The following is an 18,032-nucleotide window of genomic DNA, read 5'->3' on the forward strand; positions in this document are numbered from 1 at the left end:
CAGACCATAAGTCTGCATGACACCCAGTTATGCCTGATGACCATAGCAAGTTGGTACCACTCCTTCCCATCCCGAACAGGACAGTGAAACGACTTCGCGCCGATGATAGTGCGGGTTCCCGTGTGAAAGTAGGTCATCGTCAGGCTCTTACAGCCCAAACCGCCCCTAGCTCTGATGAGTTAGGGGCGTTTTGCTTTGTACGACGACAAGCGGGTCTGACGGAACAGCTGCCTTGATCGCCTTCTTCATTCCTCCGTCTTATCGCTGAACGCCATGCAACTTCAGGACATTCTCTACTCACAAGGATTTGGTACCCGCCGCGTATGTGCCGGTTTGGTGCAGCAGGGACATGTGGCTTTGTACGCAGCGGACAATACCGAGCCCCTGGTGCATACCGATGCGAGCGAAGACGTTGAGGAAGAGGGCCTGCGGATGCGCATCCAGGGCGTGGACTGGCCATATCAGGAGAAGGCCTACATCCTGCTGCACAAGCCTGCGGGCACTGAGTGCTCGCAAAAGCCTTCTACCTATCCGAGCATCTTCACGTTGCTACCCGCCCCGCTGCGCCAGCGTCCGAGCAAGAGCAATGTGCAGGGCGTGCAAGCGGTGGGTCGGCTTGATCAGGATACGACCGGCATGCTGATCCTGACGGACGATGGCCCCTTCATCCATCGCTTGAACTCACCCAAGCGCCATGTGCCCAAGGTGTATGACGTCACGGCAAAGCATGAGGTCGCGGCCGACCAGATCAAGCGCCTTCTGGATGGCGTGATGCTGCATGACGACAACGAGCATGTGCGCGCTGCTGCATGTGAGCAAACGGGGCCGAACACGATCAAGCTGACTCTTACCGAAGGCAAATACCATCAGGTCAAACGGATGGTCGCGGCCGTCGGCAACCGGGTGGAAGGGCTGCATCGCTCACGCATCGGAACGCTGGATCTGCCGGAGGATTTGCCGCCAGGAAAGTGGCGTTGGTTGACCATCGGTGAGCTTAGTCAGTTGACCGCAACATCCTGATTGGCGATCACGGTCATCCGTCAATAAACGCGTCAAGCCCGCTTACACTCCGAGCCATGTCGACTGCGCAATGGGGTGCCTCGCGCCATGTGAGGACCCACGTCGTCGGATCGGAAAAAGGGATTTTTTGTGAAGTATCAGGTTTGGCACAAGGCGGGCATAGTTCTGCTGGCGGCGTTCACGATGATGGGCGCCAAGGCGAGTCTTCCGCCTGTTTTTGTTCTCAATTCCCTGGACGCGAATGTCAGCGTCATCGATCCTGAAAAGTGGGTCGAGCTCCAGCGTATCACCACCGGCAAGGAGCCGCATCATCTATATTTGACGCCTGACGAAAAGTCGGTGGTCATCGCCAATGCGCTCGGTGATTCGCTGACCTTCATTGATCCCAAGACTGCACAGGTGCAGCGCACGGTGACGGGCATTGTTGACCCTTATCATTTGCGTTTCAGCCCGGACATGAAGTGGTTCGTCACTGCGGCGAACCGACTCAATCACATTGACTTCTATCGCTGGGATGGCAAGGATCTGACATTGGTGCAGCGCGTACCAACGGCCAAGACGCCAAGCCACCTCTGGATCGACAGCAAGAGCCGCACGGTGTACTCAACCATGCAGGACAGCGATGAACTGGTGGCCATCGATATCGCCACGCAGAAAATCAAATGGCGTGTGAAGACTGGCCCGATGCCTGCGGATCTCTATGGGTCTCCTGATGACAAGACCTTGTTCATTGGCCTCACAGGCGGCAAGGGCGTGGAGGTGTTCGACATCTCCAGTGAACAGCCCGCGCGCAGCGTGCAGATCATTCCTACCGGCGCGGGTGCGCACGCGTTTCGCGGCGCCGGAGATGGCAAGCACATCTATGTGAGCAACCGCGTGGCCAATTCGATCAGCAAGATTGACATGGCGACCCGTGTGGCCGTCGAGAGCTATGCAGCTCCCGGTGGCCCCGACTGCATGGACGTCTCCGCCGATGGCCGCTACATCTATGTGGGCGCACGCTGGGCGCGCAAGCTGCTCGTGATCGACACGCATGAGAAGAAGGTCATCCAGTCAGTTAACGTCGGCAAGTCGCCGCACGGTGTCTGGACGCTGAACCACGCCAAGCGTTGAACTTGTCCGTTTATCGAGACTCTTGCATCACATGACCATCCGTCTGAAGTCTTTGTGTGTGTTGCTGTTGGCGGTCTCGACTGCCGCCATGGCGGTGCAGGCCCCTGCTTGCGACAAGCCGGTGTATCTGACCTTCGATACAGGGCACATGGGCGTCGCGCCGCTGATCGCCGATGTGCTCAGGCGCGAGCAGGTGCATGTCACTTTCTTTGCAGCGAATGAGGCTACCAAGACGGGCGGCAGCAGTTTGGATAACGAATGGGCGCCATGGTGGAAGGCGCGCGCGGCTGAGGGGCATGAGTTCGCGTCGCACACTTATGACCATGTCTACTGGCGCGGCGATGTGGTGAAGGGGCAGGATCTGTCCTTCAAGGTCAAGCCATCGGCCGGGCCACGTGAAGGACAGCAGTTCACCATGACAGCGGCCCAGTATTGCGAGGAGATCGGCCGCTCCGAAGATCGCCTGCGTGCGATGACCGGTAAGGAGCCCTTGCCTTTGTTCCGCGCGCCCGGTGGCAAGACCTCGCCGCGCTTGCTGGCGGCGGCTAAATCGTGTGGCTATGCGCATGTCGGCTGGGCTCCTGCAGGTTTTCTGGGGGATGAGCTGTCCAGCGAAAAATACACCAACCAGCGCCTGCTGGATCAGGCGCTGGCGAACATCCGCAGTGGCGACATCCTGCTCGCGCACCTGGGCATCTGGTCGCGTCAGGACCCGTGGGCACCGACCGTGCTGGAACCGTTGATCAAGGGCCTCAAGCAGCGCGGATTCTGTTTCCGCACTTTGCGTGAACATCCGGACTACGCGGGCTGGACGCGCAAGCCGAAATAAACCTGAATAAATCGTATCAGCAGAGGGCAGGACAGAATCGTGGAGTGGTGGACATCGCTTTTCAACTCGGTGCAGCAGTGGCTGTTCGAGAGCGTCATTCAGCCGGTCATGTTCCAGTTGGGCATGGCCAATCTGCTGGAGGACGGCTATGACGCGACCGGCTGGCTGCTGGTAGGCCTGCTGCAGGTGTTGGTGATCGTCGTCGTGATCGGCCCGCTCGAGCGTTGGCGGCCGGTGGAGGCCGTCACCGACCGCAAGGCCATCCGCATCGACATCCTCTATACGCTGATCCAGCGTCTTGGCCTGTTCCGTCTGGTGCTGTTCTTCACGCTCACGCCGCTGTTTGACGGCCTGTTCGGTGCGCTTCGTGTCGAAGGCCTGCGCACCTACAACATCGATGCGTTCTGGCCCGGCGTGACGGATCTGCCGTGGGTCAGCTTTTTGCTGTATCTTGCTGTGTTTGATCTGGTGGATTACCTGATCCATCGTGGCCAGCATCGCTTCAATTGGTGGTGGGCGCTGCACTCGCTGCATCACTCGCAGCAACAGATGACCAAGTGGTCCGACAGCCGCAACCATCTGCTCGACGACGTATTGCGTGACGTGATCATCGTCCTCGTTGCGCAGTTGATCGGAGTGGCTCCGGGGCAGTTCGTGGCCATCGTCGCGATTGCACAGCTCAGCGAGAATCTGCACCACGCGAACGCGCGCATCTGGTTTGGCCAACTGGGCGAGCGGCTGTGGATCAGCCCACGCTTTCATCGCCGTCACCATGCTGTCTCGCTGGTCGAGGCCACCATGGGCAATCCGCATCGGCCTGCCAAGTCGCTGCCGCGTTCGATCGAACTTGCGCGCGGCTGCAATTTCGGCGTGCTGCTGCCTGTCTGGGACATGCTGTTCAAGACCGCGAACTTTGAATTGCGCTTTGATCCTACGGGCATTGAGGATCAAGTCGTCCCCGGTGCGGACGGCAAAGTACGCAACTATGGAGGCGGATTCTGGTCACAGCAGTGGCTCGGAATTCTCCGGCTGGTGGGACGCGGCTGAACGCGTGCGTGTCCCACGTTATTCTTGGGACCATGAAGATGTCTTCCTTGTTCGATTCCTTTTGGCGCGCAGCCGCCTATTGCCTGATTCCCCGGGTGATCGTGCTGTCGCTGATGCCCCTGCTACTGATCGCCATCATCGCGGGCGTCAGCACCTATTTCTTCTGGGATTCCGCCATTGCCAGCGTCCAGCAGATGCTGGGCGACTCCGGGCTGCTGAGCGGACTCTGGAACTGGCTTGCCAGTATGGGCTGGAGCCACATCACTGAGTACCTTGCGCCCCTGCTCGTGGTGCTGGCGGCGGTTCCGGTGATCGTATTGTTTGCCTTGCTGTCCGTGGCAGTGTTCATGACTCCGGCGCTGGTGAATCTGGTTGCAGAAAGGCGATTCCCTCAGCTGGCGCGCAAAAAGGGCGCTTCGCTGCTGGCCAGTGTGCTCTGGTCCGCCGTGTCCACCGTGGTGGCGCTGGTGGCGCTGGTGGTGTCGTCGCCGCTGTGGCTGATTCCGCCGCTGGTGCTGGTGCTGCCGCCGCTGATCTGGGGATGGCTCACTTATCGGGTGATGAGCTTTGACGCGCTCTCCGAGCATGCGAGCAAAGAGGAGCGCCAGGCCATCTTCGCCCGCCATCGCTACAGCCTGCTCGGAATCGGCGTGGTCTGCGGTTTTCTGGGCGCAGCGCCTAGTCTCGTGTGGGCGTCGGCCGTGGTGTTCGCTGCGGCGTTTCTGTTACTGATTCCGGTGGCCATCTGGATCTACACGCTGGTATTCGCTTTCTCCTCGCTCTGGTTCACGCACTATTGCCTTGCGGCGCTCGAGCGCCTTCGTGCGGAGCGCAATGAGACTTCCGTCGAGGTGCCTGCTGTGATGGTGGTGACTGACGACGTGCCCGCAGCATTGCCCGGAGATATTCCGGTGGCGTTGCCAGACGAAACAGTGACCAAGCCGGGCAATAATTGAAGATCAACCACTTTTCGATTCGTCACCGCTGAAGGTGCGAATCGCGGGACCTGTCGTGACTCCCCAATTTGGACTCATCATCGTCGGCGATGAAATTCTCTCGGGCAAGCGTGCGGATAAGCACATGCCCAAGGTGATCGAGTTGCTGTCTGCGCGTGGACTGGCGCTGTCGTACGCACACTATGTCGGTGACGACCCGCAGCGCATCACTCGTACGCTGAGTGACGCGTTTGTGAGTGCCGATGTGGTGTTCAGCTGTGGCGGCATTGGAGCGACGCCCGATGACCACACCCGCCAATGTGCGGCGGCTGCTCTGGAGCGGCCGCTGGCGCTGCATCCGAAAGCCGCCGATCTGATCCGCGAGCGCATGCAGGACGTGGCGCGCGAGGAGGGCAAGCCCTACGAGCCCGAGCGGCCCGACAACTTGCACCGCCTGAACATGGGCGTGTACCCGGAAGGTGCGCGCATCATCCCCAATCCTTACAACAAGATACCCGGCTTCAGCTGCGATGGTTCCGGTGGTGCCATGGTGCATTTTGTGCCCGGTTTCCCTGTCATGGCTTGGCCGATGATCGAGTGGGCGCTTGAGCACTATTGCGTCGAATGGTTCCACCGCGAGCCACAGACTGAACATTCCGTAATCGTGTACCGCGCGATGGAGTCAACTTTGACCCCACTCATGCTTGAAATCGAGTCTATATACCCGACAATCAAGGTTTTCAGCTTGCCGAGCGTGGACCATCCGGTGCACGGGCGACACATCGAACTGGGCGTCAAAGGCGCTTCCGATGTGGTGCCGGCAGCCTGGAAAATGCTCGTGGAGACGTTGCACAAGATTGGGGCGGAGCTTGGCCCTGAAATGGTGCGCAATCGATGAGCACCTGAGGAAACTCAAAACAAGCACCTTTTTGGTGCGATTCATGAATGTGTGCACGAGGTCTTGGCTCCACGGCACACAGTGCCTCGTGGTGGTGCATGGAGCGCCGCAATCTGGCACGCATTCTGCTAACCAAGAACTCTGTTTTCAATACGCGTTCATTCCCTGGAGAACATTAATGGCTAAGACCGTTGCAGACGTGATGAATATGGTGAAGGAAAACGAAGTCAAGTTCGTTGACTTCCGCTTCACCGACACTCGTGGCAAAGAGCAGCACGTGACTGTGCCCGTTTCGCATTTCGACGAAGACAAGTTCACTTCGGGCCACGCATTCGACGGTTCCTCCGTGGCTGGCTGGAAGGGCATTGAAGCCTCGGACATGCAACTCATGCCCGATCCAGGCACCGCTGCCATCGACCCCTTCTTCGAAGAAACCACGCTGTTCCTGCAGTGCGATGTGGTCGAACCATCCGACGGCAAGGCTTATGACCGTGATCCACGCTCCATTGCCAAGCGCGCTGAAGCCTATCTGAAGGCTTCCGGTCTGGGCGATACCGCTTACTTTGGACCGGAGCCAGAATTCTTCATCTTCGACGGCGTGCGTTGGACCAACGAACCCGGCAAGGTCGGCTTTGAGATTGAAGAATACGAAGCACCTTGGAACACAGGCACCAAGTTCGAAGGCGGCAACCGTGGCCACCGTCCCACTACCAAGGGCGGCTACTTCCCGGTTCCTCCCGTTGACAGCACGCAGGACATGCGCGCTGAAATGTCCCTGATCATTGAATCTCTGGGCATTCCAGTCGAAGTGTTCCACCATGAAGTGGCTGGCGCTGGCCAGAACGAAATCGGCACCAGGTTCAGCACGCTCGTCGAACGCGCCGACTGGACGCAGAAGATGAAGTATGTGATCTGGAACGTGGCCAACGCCTACGGCAAGACCGCGACCTTCATGCCCAAGCCCTACGCTGGCGACAACGGCTCCGGCATGCACGTTCACCAGTCGATCTGGAAAGACGGCAAGAACCTGTTCGCTGGCGACGGCTATGCAGGTCTGTCCGAGTTCGCTCTGTACTACATCGGCGGCATTATCAAGCACGCCCGTGCGCTGAACGCCATCACCAACCCCGGCACCAACAGCTACAAGCGTCTGGTTCCTGGCTTCGAAGCACCTGTGAAGCTGGCTTACAGCTCGCGCAACCGCTCGGCTTCGATCCGCATTCCTTACGTCGCAAACCCCAAGGGCCGTCGTATCGAAGCACGCTTCCCCGATCCACTGGCCAACCCATACCTGTGCTTCTCCGCACTGATGATGGCGGGTCTGGACGGCGTGGAAAACAAGATCCATCCGGGCGAAGCCGCCACGAAGGATCTCTACCATCTGCCACCCGAAGAAGACAAGCTGGTCCCCACCGTGTGCCACAGCCTCGATCAGGCGCTGGAAGCACTCGACGCGGACCGCGGCTTCCTGACCAAGGGCGGTGTGTTCTCGGACTCCATGCTCGACGCCTACATCGAGCTGAAGATGACCGAAGTGCAGCGCTTCCGCATGGCGCCTCACCCAGTCGAGTACGACATGTACTTCTCGCTGTAAGTCAGCCGGAGCAAGGGCTGAATCGTTGAACGATCAGCCCGGCGCACCAGTGATTTGCAACAAAGCGGCTTGACGGCCGCTTTTTTCATTGGCGCAACGGTTCTGGAGGAACGATCATGGCCTTTTGGGGTCATTGACAGCATGCTCTGTTATCGTCGGTGGCTTGCATATGGCTACATGTGGCGGGGGGTGGCGCCCGTCGGGGCCTGTTGAGCTGACGCCTGTCACGCGAGGAATTCATGAAAAAAACACTGGTTGCTCTCTTTACTGCGGTGGCGTTGCTGCCGATGGCCTGGTCCCAGGACCGGATCTACCGCTGCGGCAACGAATACACCAACAACGCGAATGATGCCAAGCAGCGTGGTTGCAAGGTGGTAGAGGGCGGCAACGTGACGGTTCTACAAGGTTCGCGTCCATCGAGCGGTGGTGGCTCTGCCGCACCGCGCAGCAGTTCTTCGACAACGTCCGGCGCACCGTCCAGCGCACCCAAGGTGGAGAACGCCGACCAGAAGGCGCGTGATTCCGATGCGCGAGCGATTCTGGAGGCCGAACTCCGCAAGGCGCAGTCCCGCTACGATGACCTGAAAAAGGAATACAACGACGGTTTTCCGCAGAAGTCGGCTCTCGAGATGCGCAATCCTCAGGGCTACATCGAGCGCACGGCCGACATCAAGTCCAGCATGACGCGTGCGGAAGCCGACGTGGAAGGTATCAAGCGAGAGCTCTCGCGCCTGAAATAAACAACGTGTCCCCCAACTCATCCAAGAACATTTCGCCTTCTGATCAGACCCCTCGGCTGCGTTTTTCGGACAATCCGGCCGAGAGCTATCAGGCGCTTGATCTGGTCTCCACACTGGTAGCGGTACTGGGCGCGGATGGCGCTGTGCTGTTCGCCAACGCCGCGCTCGAGACGGCTCTCGGCCAGTCGCGCCGCACGCTCGAAGGCGTTGACTTCAGCGGCTTCTTCACCGACCCCACCATTCTTCGCAATGCCCTGTCGGGCGCACGTGGCGCGGATTTCGCTGCGCTGCGCTTCGAGTCGGGCCTGCGCCGCGTGCCGCAGGATCCGCTGCCGGTGCATGTCCACCTGTCGTGCGTGGAGCAGGGCGGCGATGTGCTGGTCGAATGCTGGCCGCTCGAGGCTCAGGCGCGTCAGGACCGCGAGGAGCGGCTGCGCGAGCAGGCGCTTGCCAACAAGGAACTGATCCGCAATCTCGCGCACGAGATCAAGAATCCGCTCGGCGGCATTCGCGGCGCGGCACAGTTGCTGGAGATGGATCTGCCGTCGCCCGATCTGCAGGAGTACACGCAGGTCATCATTCACGAGGCCGACCGGCTGCAGAGTCTGGTGGACCGGCTGCTCGCGCCGCACCGCCATCCGCATCAGGTGGGCGACGTGAACATCCACGAGGTCTGTGAACGTGTGCGCTCGCTTGTGCTGGTCGAGTTTCCACGCGGCCTCGAGATCAAGCGCGACTACGACATCTCGATTCCCGAGTTCCGGGGCGACCGCGAGCAGCTCATTCAGGCCATGCTGAACATCGTCCAGAACGCGGCTCAGGCGCTGACCGAGCGCATCGCGGCCGGCAATGCACAGATCATTTTGCGCACGCGTGTGGCACGACAAGTAACATTTGGTCGTCAACGTTATCGGTTGGCATTGGATTTGCATGTGATCGACAACGGACCAGGTGTGCCCGAGACGATCAAGGAGCGAATCTTCTATCCTCTTGTCACGGGCAGGGATGGGGGTTCGGGTCTTGGACTGACGTTGGCACAGACTTTTGTGCAGCGCCACCATGGCCTGATCGAATGCGACAGTGTTCCAGGACGCACAGACTTTCGTATCCTCATCCCGTTGCCTTGAGGTCCTTGAAAACAACGGGGGAATGATTCCCCTTCAACAAGGAAGTAGATACACATGAAGCCGATCTGGATAGTAGACGACGACCCCTCGATCCGCTTCGTCCTAGAGAAAGCGCTGGCGCGCGAGAACCTGCCGACGCGCAGTTTCTCCAACCCGCGCGAGGTGCTGGACGCGCTGGCCGACATCGCGGCCGGTGATTCCGAACACAGCGGCCCGCAGGTGCTGGTCAGCGACATCCGGATGCCTGGCGGCTCGGGCCTGCAACTGCTCGAAAAGCTGCGCGAGCTGCAGCCCGGCCTGCCTGTGATCATCATGACGGCCTACTCGGATCTCGACAGCGCCGTCTCCGCCCTGCAGCGCGGCGCGTTTGAATACCTGCCCAAGCCGTTCGACCTGCCCAAGGCGGTAGAGCTGATTCGCCGCGCGGTGGAAGAAAGCCAGCGCGAGCAAGTGGCCGAAGAGCGCCAGGCCGCTGCGCCTGAAATCCTCGGTCAGGCGCCTGCGATGCAGGACGTGTTCCGCGCCATCGGCCGCCTGAGCCAGAGCGCGGTGACCGTGCTGATCACGGGCGAGTCGGGTTCGGGCAAGGAACTGGTGGCACGTGCGCTGCACAAGCATTCGCCGGTCTCGGGTGGGCCGTTCGTGGCGATCAACACCGCCGCCATTCCCAAGGATCTGCTGGAGAGCGAATTGTTCGGCCACGAGCGCGGCGCATTCACCGGCGCGCAGACCCAGCGCCGGGGCCGCTTCGAGCAAGCCGAGGGCGGTACGCTGTTCCTCGACGAGATCGGCGACATGCCGTTCGATCTGCAGACGCGGTTGCTGCGGGTGCTCTCCGACGGCCATTTCTACCGCGTGGGCGGCCATGCGGCCGTGAAGGCGAACGTGCGCGTGATTGCCGCGACACACCAGAACCTCGAAACCCGCGTGAAAGACGGCGTGTTCCGCGAGGACTTGTTCCACCGCCTGAACGTGATCCGTCTGCGCCTGCCCGCATTGCGCGAGCGTCGCGAGGACGTGCCCAGCCTGACGCGCCACTTTCTGCAGCAGAGCGCACGCCAGTTGGGCGTCGAGCCCAAGCGCATTTCCGAAGCCGCACTGGCTCGCCTGCAGTCGTTTGACTTTCCCGGCAACGTGCGCCAGCTCGAGAACATCTGCCATTGGCTGTCCGTGATGGCGCCTGCTCAGGTGATCTCCGTGCAGGATCTGCCGCCCGAGGTGCTCAATGCGCCGGTGGGTTCGCTCGACACTTCGTCGGCGCCTGCGGTCGCTGCAGCGCCGTCAGCCCATGGCATCGTCTCGCCTGCTGCAGAAGCGGTGTCGGAAGCTCCGGCCGCGGCGAGCTTTCACGCGCCCGGGCCGAGCCCCATCAATGGCTCAGGCATGGTGGGAGGCTATGGCAATGTCTATCCCGCGCCGACAGCCGCACAGTCGGTGGAATATGGCGCAGCCGTATCTCAGGCGGGTTGGGAGCATTCGCTCGAAGTCGAGGCGCAGGAGCTGCTGCGTGAAGGCCGCCCGGAGGTGTGGGACATTCTCACGCGTCGCTTTGAGTCGCGCCTGATCAAGACCGCGCTGCACGAGACGCATGGCCGCCGCATGGAGGCGGCGCAGCGTCTGGGCATTGGCCGCAACACCATCACGCGCAAGATCCAGGAGTTGGGCTTGGACGATCACCGGGGTTCAGACGAAGTGTGATGAAGGACTACGGGGCGCTTTTCAAATTTATTTGGAAATTTTCACCCCGTTTGAGCGCTTGCTCCGATTCAGTGGATGTCCTTCATCCATTTCGAGGAGCAAGCCATCATGGTTTCGACATTCACACTTCGCCGCACCGTCGTTCAACTGCTGATCGGCACCACGCTGCTGGGCGGTCTTTCCCTTGCGGCACAGGCCGCGACACTGGCCGACGTGCGGCTGGTCGAGCGCAACAGCGGACGCGTGTTGCCGGTCTACCTCCATCAGGGCGAGTACTGGGTGGCGGGCAGGCCCGGCGCCAACTATTCCATCGACATCACCAACCGCACGGGACGCCGCATCATGGCGGTCATCAGCGTGGATGGCGTCAATGCGATCACCGGCAAGAGCGCCTCGGCCACGGCCGATGACGGCTACGTGTTCAGCCCATGGCAGAACTGGGCGATCACCGGCTGGCGCAAGAGCGACAGCCAGGTTGCCGCCTTTTACTTCTCGGAGAGCGATGCGTCCTACGCCAGCCGTACCGGCCGTCCGCGCGATGTGGGGGTGATCGGTGTGGCGCTGTTCCGTGAGCGTATGCCTGAGCCCGTGCGCCCGGCACCGCCCATCTCGCGGCGTTCACCAATACAGGAAGAGAGCGAAAAGTCCGGCCGCTACGACGGACCCGCTGCCGATGCACGGGCCAGCACCGCGCCCGCGTCGCCAGCGCCCAATGCGTCACCAGCGCCCAGCGCTCAGCCACCCGTGGTCGCTGCCGAGTCCGCCAAGCCGCGCGCGGAGGAAAAGAGCGCCGACTTCGCCGCCAAGCGCAGGCCAAGTCCCAGCCCGAGCCTGGGAACGGGCCACGGCTCGATCGAAACCTCGTACACCTCGAACACCGAGTTCGACGCTGCTACCCGCAGGCCCGAGCAGGTCGTGCGTTTTCGCTACGACAGCTATGCCAACCTGGTCGCCAAGGGCGTGATTCCCACGCCGCGCGGCGAGCGAACACCGAATCCCTTTCCCGCGCAAGGGGACAACGGTTTTGTCCCCGATCCTCCGCGCTGGTAAGCTGATTCGGTTCTGGGCTGTGCGATTTTCTCCACAGCCGGGGCGGCGGGGCTTCTGGCTTTGCATAATGCCCGGCATGGTGGAGTCTGAACTGCAATCTCTTGCCGACGAGGCGCTGATGCTGGCCTATGCCGGTGGTCGCGCCGCGGCATTCGAAAGCCTGTATGACCGCCATGGCAAGCGTCTCTGGCGCTATTTGTTTCGCAACACCGGCAACCCGGCGCTGGCAGATGATCTGGGGCAGGAGGTCTGGTTCGCTGTGGTGGACGCGGCTTCGAACTACCAGGTGAAGGCCAAATTCACCACTTGGCTGTTCACGCTCGCGCACCACAAGCTGGTCGACCACTGGCGTAGCCACCGGCCGCAGCTCAGCCTGAACGAGGACTCCCCCGAAGCCATGTCGCTCGCCGAAACCCTGTTTGCGAATTCCGGCTTCGAGCCCGAGCGACTGCAGGGCCGCAAGGATCTGGCACGCGCGCTGCTCGATGCGCTGGCCGATCTGCCCGAAGACCAGCGCACCGCGTTTCTGCTGCAGGCCGAGGGCGACCTCAGCGTGGCCGACATCGCCGCCGCAACCGGCGTGCCGCAGGAGACAGCCAAGACCCGTCTGCGCTACGCCCGCGCCAAGCTGCGCCAGGCGCTGGAGGTGCTGGCATGACCGATCGCGCCACGGAGAACCACGCCACAGACGGTAGTGCCGACGACCAGCTCGTCGCGCTGTATCGCGAGGCGGTCGCGGAAGATCGCGGACCGAGCGCCGACAGCCGCGAGCGCGTGCTCGCCCGTGCCCGGGAGATGGCTGCCAGACGTGCCGAAGCCGCATCGGTGCAAGCACAGAAACCGCGCGGCGAGGCCGCCAACGACCGTCGCTGGCTGCGCCACGCGCTCGGCAGCGTGGCGATGATCGGACTGGTCGGCTGGCTGACCCTGCAGCATCTCGACGAACCCGGAGCACCGCAACTCGACACCGCGCCAGTGTCTGCACCTGCTGCATCAGCACCGATGCCAGAGCCACCCGCTCAGGCCCCGGCCGAAGCTGAAAAGAAGACCAATCGCGCCGAAGATTCGATGAACAGCGCAGTCATTCCCAAACCGGCTCCCGAAAGAGTGCGGGAAAAGGCGGCGGCCAAGGAGGAGAGGGCGCTACGCGAGGAAGCTCCTGCGGCGGCTTCCGCAGCGCCGGAGCTGCGCAGAATGCCCGCGCCGCAGTCTGCTCCTGCGCCTGTACCTGTGCCAGCTCCAGCTCCAGCTCCAGCCGCCGAGGTTGCGCCGAGCGCAGCGGACTCCAGCGCTCCCGCTGCCTTGTCGGGTGCGGCTCGTCGGGATTCGTTGTCCAACAACAAGGTTATGCGTCAGGGCAATGCCGCGTTGAAACCACTGCCGATCTGCGATGCGGACATGGATCCCGAGGCACTCGCCGAGCAGACCCGCCGCATCAAGGCGCGGGACGAGGCGCTCGCACAAAGCCAACCCTTGCCCGAGTCCGCACCGATCTGCAGGCCTGCCAAGGACGAAGCATCTCCACCAGGCAGCGAATCTCGCTGAAAAAGCGTTTGAAAGGGTTTAGCCCAGTGTCACCACGACGGGCGTGTGGTCGCTTGGCTGCTTGTTCTTGCGCGGCGTGCGGTCTATGGTGCAGGCCGTCACCGAGCCCTTGAGCGCGTCGCTCACCAGAATGTGGTCAATGCGCAAGCCCCGGTTCTTCTGGAAGCCCAGCATGCGGTAGTCCCACCACGAGAAGCTCTTTTCCGGCTGGTCGAACATACGGTAAGCGTCGGTGAGTCCGAGGCCAAGCAGGTTCTGGAAGTGCGTGCGCTCTTCCACGGTGTGGTGGATGGTGTCCTTGAGCCCGACCGGGTCGTAGGAATCGCGGTCTTCGGGCGTGACGTTGAAATCGCCCATGATGATCAGACGTTTATGCTTCTGCATCTCGGATCGCACCCAGTTCTCGAGCGCTGTGAGCCACTTCATCTTGTAGGCGAACTTCTCGCTGCCCGGCTCCTGGCCGTTGACGAAATAGCAGTTGATGACGCGCAGTGGACCCGCATCGGTCTCCACCGTGCCCGCAATCACGCGCGCTTGTTCGTCCTCGTGCAGCGGGATGTTGCGCACCACTTCGTCGGCCGACTTCTTCGTGATGAGCGCCACGCCGTTGTAGGTCTTCTGCCCGAAGCAGACGCTTTGGTAGCCCAGTGCTTCGAAGGCATCATGGGGAAACTTGTCGTCGGTGAGCTTGAGTTCCTGCAGTCCCAACACATCGACCGGATTGGCCTGCAGCCATTCCAGTACCTGTGGCAGGCGAACGTTGAGGGAGTTGATGTTCCAGGTGGCAAGTTTCATTGTTTTTATAACCTATTGATATAGTTTGTGTTTTTTAGATGATCCTGCTTATTCTTGGCTCTAGCTACAGATCTAGCTACAAAGTTGAGGCGAGATGGAATGACATGCAGGGACACGACCGTAGCGTCCATCACTTTTGTAGCTAGCCACTGGCTTTGGGTGATTGTCGTGGATTGAGGTCCGCCGTGAGACTTCGCGCAGCGCAAGCGTTCTTGGCTTCGTGCGTTGGCAGATGACCTGGGCTGCCCGTCGGTCAAGGCGCGGGAACGCGATGCGCCAAGGATGGCGTACCCGAACGGGCTGCGTGGATGGGACGAGGGGAGGATATTCATCTGAGCGCTGGCACTGAATGCCGAGCATTTATCCATGATTTTTCATATTGCGCAACAAAGTGCCCTGAAGTGCAAAAGTGCAATGGCTGTTGGTGTCGACGGTTCGTTGATGATCGAGCAGAGTTGACTGAGCGTGGCGCTTCAGTGGTCGCATCAGAGTCGGGCACTTTGCGCTTGGAGACTTGTTCCCCTCGACGCCGCTGCGGTTGCAGATTGATCAGCTGCGGATAAGCTGACATCAGGAGGTAGTCGATATGAGAAAGTGCTTCTTTTTGTTGATCCTGTCGATGGGGCCGGCGGTCGGTCTGCTTGTCTCCATTGCGTCCAACGATAAGTGGGGAGTCGCTGTATTGATGATGGGACTCGGCCTCATGATTTCCGCCCCGCTCGCAGCGGCGCTGACCGGTGTTGGTCGAAGTGGATGTAGGTCGAGACAAGGCTGGGGTAGCGGAGGCTCAGGTGCCTCCGGTTCCTTGTTTAAGGGAGATTCGCCGCTGCGTCGCTGGGATCGTTAGGGTTCCCGTTTCGACTTGATCAGCTTCTCCACGAGTTCTTTGGTGTTGTCGAGTGTCGCTTCCACGTCGCTGTAGACCTGCTTTGTGGACCGTCTTAACAATGACTTCTTGGACTCCAACGTCCCGTCGTCCGTCTTGACGATCTCGGCCTTCCTGTCGAACTCGTTACTTCTTCCGGTGGTGTCTCCGCGAAGCTGGTCCGCTCGTTGTCGAACTTCCTCTCTGACGGGTGAAGGCGGTTGCGTTCTCTGCGGCAGCGGACGGCTTGGGTCAGCTCCATGGCCAGCCGTCGCGCGAAGGTGGGCACGGTGCGCTGCGGAGATGTTGGGAGTGAGCGCGGTGTCCCTCAGTTGCTCTTGATGAAGTTCACGCACTTCGCCGAATGAGGTGGGTAGGCTGCTCCCATCGTGAAGTGTGCGGTTCGGGCGCAGAGATTGCCGAGCCAGTTCCGCCGACATCAAGGCATGGGCCGCAGCGCTGTTGCCACCGTAGGTTTGGGCATAGCGCAGGAACATCTCCATGTTGTGCGGATCCTGGGCGATGTCGATGGAAATGGTCTCGCCTTTCTCATGGGCAACCGAGAGGCGTTCGGCGAAGCTCGTGCGATCAGCAAGAGTAGCGTCTGCGCGCTCGGAGCGCGCTGTCGTCGAGCTGAGCCTTGCCGACATTTCACGGGCTTCTCTGGCATCGCTCGACACTGCCTGGATGACGCTGGAGTCTCTGGACACACGGTCGCCAAACTGCTTGAAGGCAACCAACTGTTCGCCTGTCAAGCTACTGAGTGCCTTCTGCTCTTGGGCAGAAAGACTGGATTGGTAGGTCTTGTCGCCGCTTGCGCGGATCTGACCACCAATGATCTTTCCATCCAGACCCGCATGGGCCGCAGCGCCGAATGCCAGGCGTGCAACCTGGGCTTGGCTGAGCCCGGTACTTTGCGCCACGGTCTGAACGACCTGATCCATTTTGTTCAACGTGTCGCCGAGTTGTTCGAAGCTGCTCGATGTTGAGCCTTGGCTGTTGCGCGTCGAGCGTAACTTGCTCAGCCCTCGCGAGAACACTTCCGACAACGCCGCCGACCTCTCGGTAGTTGCCGTCACGGCTTCGCCGCGTGCGGCATCGACCTGCCGGCCAGCTTGCTGCACATCCTGCTCGGACACCCGCATCGACACGACCCGCGACGCGAACCCCTGGTTGCGCAACAGGCTGACGGCGGTTCGGCCGGTCAGGGCGTTCGACGAGAAGGTGTCGCCGGAGAGGTCATTCTGCCAACTGCCCATGAAAGCCGAGGTGCGGTTCGGGGCCAGGCGCATCTGGTCCATCGACACGTTGCCCAGGCTGGTGTTGCCGAGAGCCGCCGACCCTGTCGACGATCCCAGTACCGCTTGCAGTCCGGAAAGCCCGCCGACCATGGCCGTGCCGAAGTTCTCCATGCGCTTCAATGCTGCCCAGGCGATGACGGGAATGCTGATCGACAAGTAGCCGACCACCGCCTCACCGGAGATCGTGCGCGAGTAGATGCTGGACGCGGTCTGCAGCGTGAGCCCCTTCATGCCCGTCCCGAGATCGGCCGCTGCCGCAATGTCGTAGGCCGCGTAGATCGAGGCCATGTAGTTCAGCACCGCATAAAGGGGAGGCCAGAGCTGAATCCAGATCAGGATCGCCGCGTAGCCTTTGAAGGCCATCAGGGTCTCCCGCCCGCTGGTCAGCAGGAGCAGGAGAACAAAGAGCGGGAAGAGCGCATAGGTCACTGCTTCGATCACGTTGCGGAACACCGGCAGCGCCTGCTCGGCCATCTTGCCGGCATTGATCCAGGCAGCGTTCTGCTGAGCGGTTCCCTGGGCACGTCCCACGGCCAGCACCATGGCCGCCGGGTCGTTCACCTTCTGTCCGACGATCTGGCCGGTATCGGCGATGGCGTTGAGCATCGCATTCTGGCGAATGATGTCCGCCGCAGTGGCGGATGCCGAGGCGATGCTGTTCTTGATGTAAGCCTGCTGGACCTGACCGGCGATCACGCTGGCGGCGGCAGTACTGGGCAAGGTGGGATTCAGCCGGAAGGCGAGTTGCCCCTGGATGCGGCTGATCTGGGCCGGGACGCGGCCACTCAGATTCACGTAGGCGTTGGTGCAGGTGTCGACCGTCGTTCCGGTTGCATTGGTGAGCGGCGTGAAGCGCGCTGGATTGGGGGGCGCCATCAGGGACCAGACATCGTCCGAGGTGGAGAACGTGGCTGGCGAAATCGTTCCGTCGAGAAGATCGTAGGTGGTGCAGTTGTGGATGAAGTTGATCAGGTCGGTGCGGAAGTTCGGATCCTGGAACACGACCCCACCGGTTTCTCGGATCAGCCGGTTACCGAACATCAGCCCATTGCGTTCGTAGCTGAGTTCGCTGGGCAGCGCGCCGGCGCCGGGGATGACCTGGAAGGCGGTCTCGAACAGGCCCGTCAGCGTATGGCCAATGGTGCTGGTGAGGCTGCCGAGCACGGCCGCCCCGAAGGGCACGTTGTCGACGACCTGAACCGGGGCGCTGCCCGTCTTGTCCACGATGCCGACCGTCACCTTGGGAACGATCAGCAGCGAGAAGACCAGCACGACGGTGGCGAGCCACTTCCAGCCCTGGAGCTTCTCGGGTGCAAATGCATAGGCGATGAGGGCGGCAATGAAGCCGCAGAAGGCCACTGCGGAAACGGCGGACGCATAGTCGCCCGAAGCATGGATAGCGGCTGCTGCATTGAAGACCCCGAACAGGCTGGCCGAGTTCTGGTAGGCGTAAATCTCCCACATGGCTGTTCTCC

15 protein-coding genes and 1 rRNA gene are annotated in these 18,032 nt (G+C 61.2%); 14 read left to right on the top strand and 2 right to left on the bottom strand.

Annotated features, from left to right (window positions below):
• Positions 1-32: 32 nt before the first annotated feature.
• The 14 genes from rrf (at position 33) to G7047_RS02280 (ending at position 13,596) form a co-directional block, all read left to right on the top strand.
• Positions 33-145 (top strand): 5S ribosomal RNA (rrf, locus tag G7047_RS02215).
• A 128-nt stretch (positions 146-273) separates the two neighbouring features.
• Entirely contained in the window at positions 274-1,020 is a 747-nt protein-coding gene (locus G7047_RS02220) for a 16S rRNA pseudouridine(516) synthase (RefSeq protein ID WP_166300314.1), read from the top strand.
• A 183-nt stretch (positions 1,021-1,203) separates the two neighbouring features.
• The gene (locus G7047_RS02225; RefSeq protein WP_166311818.1) at positions 1,204-2,133 is read left to right on the top strand and encodes a YncE family protein; all 930 of its coding nucleotides are present in this window, start codon (positions 1,204-1,206) and stop codon (positions 2,131-2,133) included.
• 31 nt (positions 2,134-2,164) lie between these two features.
• A complete protein-coding gene (locus G7047_RS02230) occupies positions 2,165-2,962 on the top strand; it encodes a polysaccharide deacetylase family protein (protein ID WP_166300316.1) in 798 nt (265 codons plus the stop codon).
• Between the two features lie 39 nt (positions 2,963-3,001).
• Positions 3,002-4,009, top strand: coding sequence for a sterol desaturase family protein (locus G7047_RS02235; RefSeq protein ID WP_166300318.1), 1,008 nt, complete (start codon positions 3,002-3,004; stop codon positions 4,007-4,009).
• Between the two features lie 38 nt (positions 4,010-4,047).
• The gene (locus G7047_RS02240) at positions 4,048-4,965 is read left to right on the top strand and encodes an EI24 domain-containing protein (protein ID WP_166300320.1); all 918 of its coding nucleotides are present in this window, start codon (positions 4,048-4,050) and stop codon (positions 4,963-4,965) included.
• 55 nt (positions 4,966-5,020) lie between these two features.
• Positions 5,021-5,842, top strand: a complete 822-nt coding sequence (locus G7047_RS02245) for a molybdopterin-binding protein (RefSeq protein ID WP_166300322.1) — start codon at positions 5,021-5,023, stop codon at positions 5,840-5,842.
• A 178-nt stretch (positions 5,843-6,020) separates the two neighbouring features.
• Complete coding sequence (gene glnA, locus G7047_RS02250) at positions 6,021-7,436, top strand: type I glutamate--ammonia ligase (RefSeq protein WP_166300324.1); 1,416 nt, start codon at positions 6,021-6,023, stop codon at positions 7,434-7,436.
• Positions 7,437-7,675: 239 nt separating this feature from the next.
• Positions 7,676-8,176, top strand: a complete 501-nt coding sequence (locus G7047_RS02255; protein WP_166300326.1) for a hypothetical protein — start codon at positions 7,676-7,678, stop codon at positions 8,174-8,176.
• Between the two features lie 56 nt (positions 8,177-8,232).
• On the top strand, positions 8,233-9,303 hold the full coding sequence (gene glnL / locus G7047_RS02260) for a nitrogen regulation protein NR(II) (protein ID WP_166311819.1): 1,071 nt from the start codon (positions 8,233-8,235) through the stop codon (positions 9,301-9,303).
• 54 nt (positions 9,304-9,357) lie between these two features.
• The gene (ntrC, locus tag G7047_RS02265; RefSeq protein WP_166300328.1) at positions 9,358-11,001 is read left to right on the top strand and encodes a nitrogen regulation protein NR(I); all 1,644 of its coding nucleotides are present in this window, start codon (positions 9,358-9,360) and stop codon (positions 10,999-11,001) included.
• Positions 11,002-11,109: 108 nt separating this feature from the next.
• Positions 11,110-12,051, top strand: coding sequence for a hypothetical protein (locus tag G7047_RS02270; RefSeq protein WP_166300330.1), 942 nt, complete (start codon positions 11,110-11,112; stop codon positions 12,049-12,051).
• A gap of 76 nt (positions 12,052-12,127) precedes the next feature.
• A complete protein-coding gene (locus G7047_RS02275; protein WP_240939344.1) occupies positions 12,128-12,709 on the top strand; it encodes a sigma-70 family RNA polymerase sigma factor in 582 nt (193 codons plus the stop codon).
• Positions 12,706-13,596 (top strand): hypothetical protein, encoded by an 891-nt coding sequence (locus tag G7047_RS02280; RefSeq protein ID WP_166300332.1) that lies wholly within the window; start codon positions 12,706-12,708, stop codon positions 13,594-13,596. The genes G7047_RS02275 and G7047_RS02280 overlap by 4 nt, the downstream gene beginning before the upstream one ends.
• Positions 13,597-13,614: 18 nt before the next feature.
• Here G7047_RS02280 and xth read toward each other — a convergent pair whose 3' ends face one another.
• Positions 13,615-14,391, bottom strand: a complete 777-nt coding sequence (gene xth, locus G7047_RS02285) for an exodeoxyribonuclease III (protein WP_166300334.1) — start codon at positions 14,389-14,391, stop codon at positions 13,615-13,617.
• An 843-nt stretch (positions 14,392-15,234) separates the two neighbouring features.
• Positions 15,235-18,021: a conjugal transfer protein TraG N-terminal domain-containing protein gene (locus tag G7047_RS02290; protein ID WP_166300336.1), complete on the bottom strand. Its 2,787-nt coding sequence runs from the start codon at positions 18,019-18,021 to the stop codon at positions 15,235-15,237.
• Positions 18,022-18,032: the final 11 nt, after the last annotated feature.

Origin of the sequence: Diaphorobacter sp. HDW4A (assembly GCF_011305995.1) — a bacterium.
In the GTDB taxonomy this organism is placed as follows: Bacteria; Pseudomonadota; Gammaproteobacteria; order Burkholderiales; family Burkholderiaceae_C; genus Diaphorobacter_A.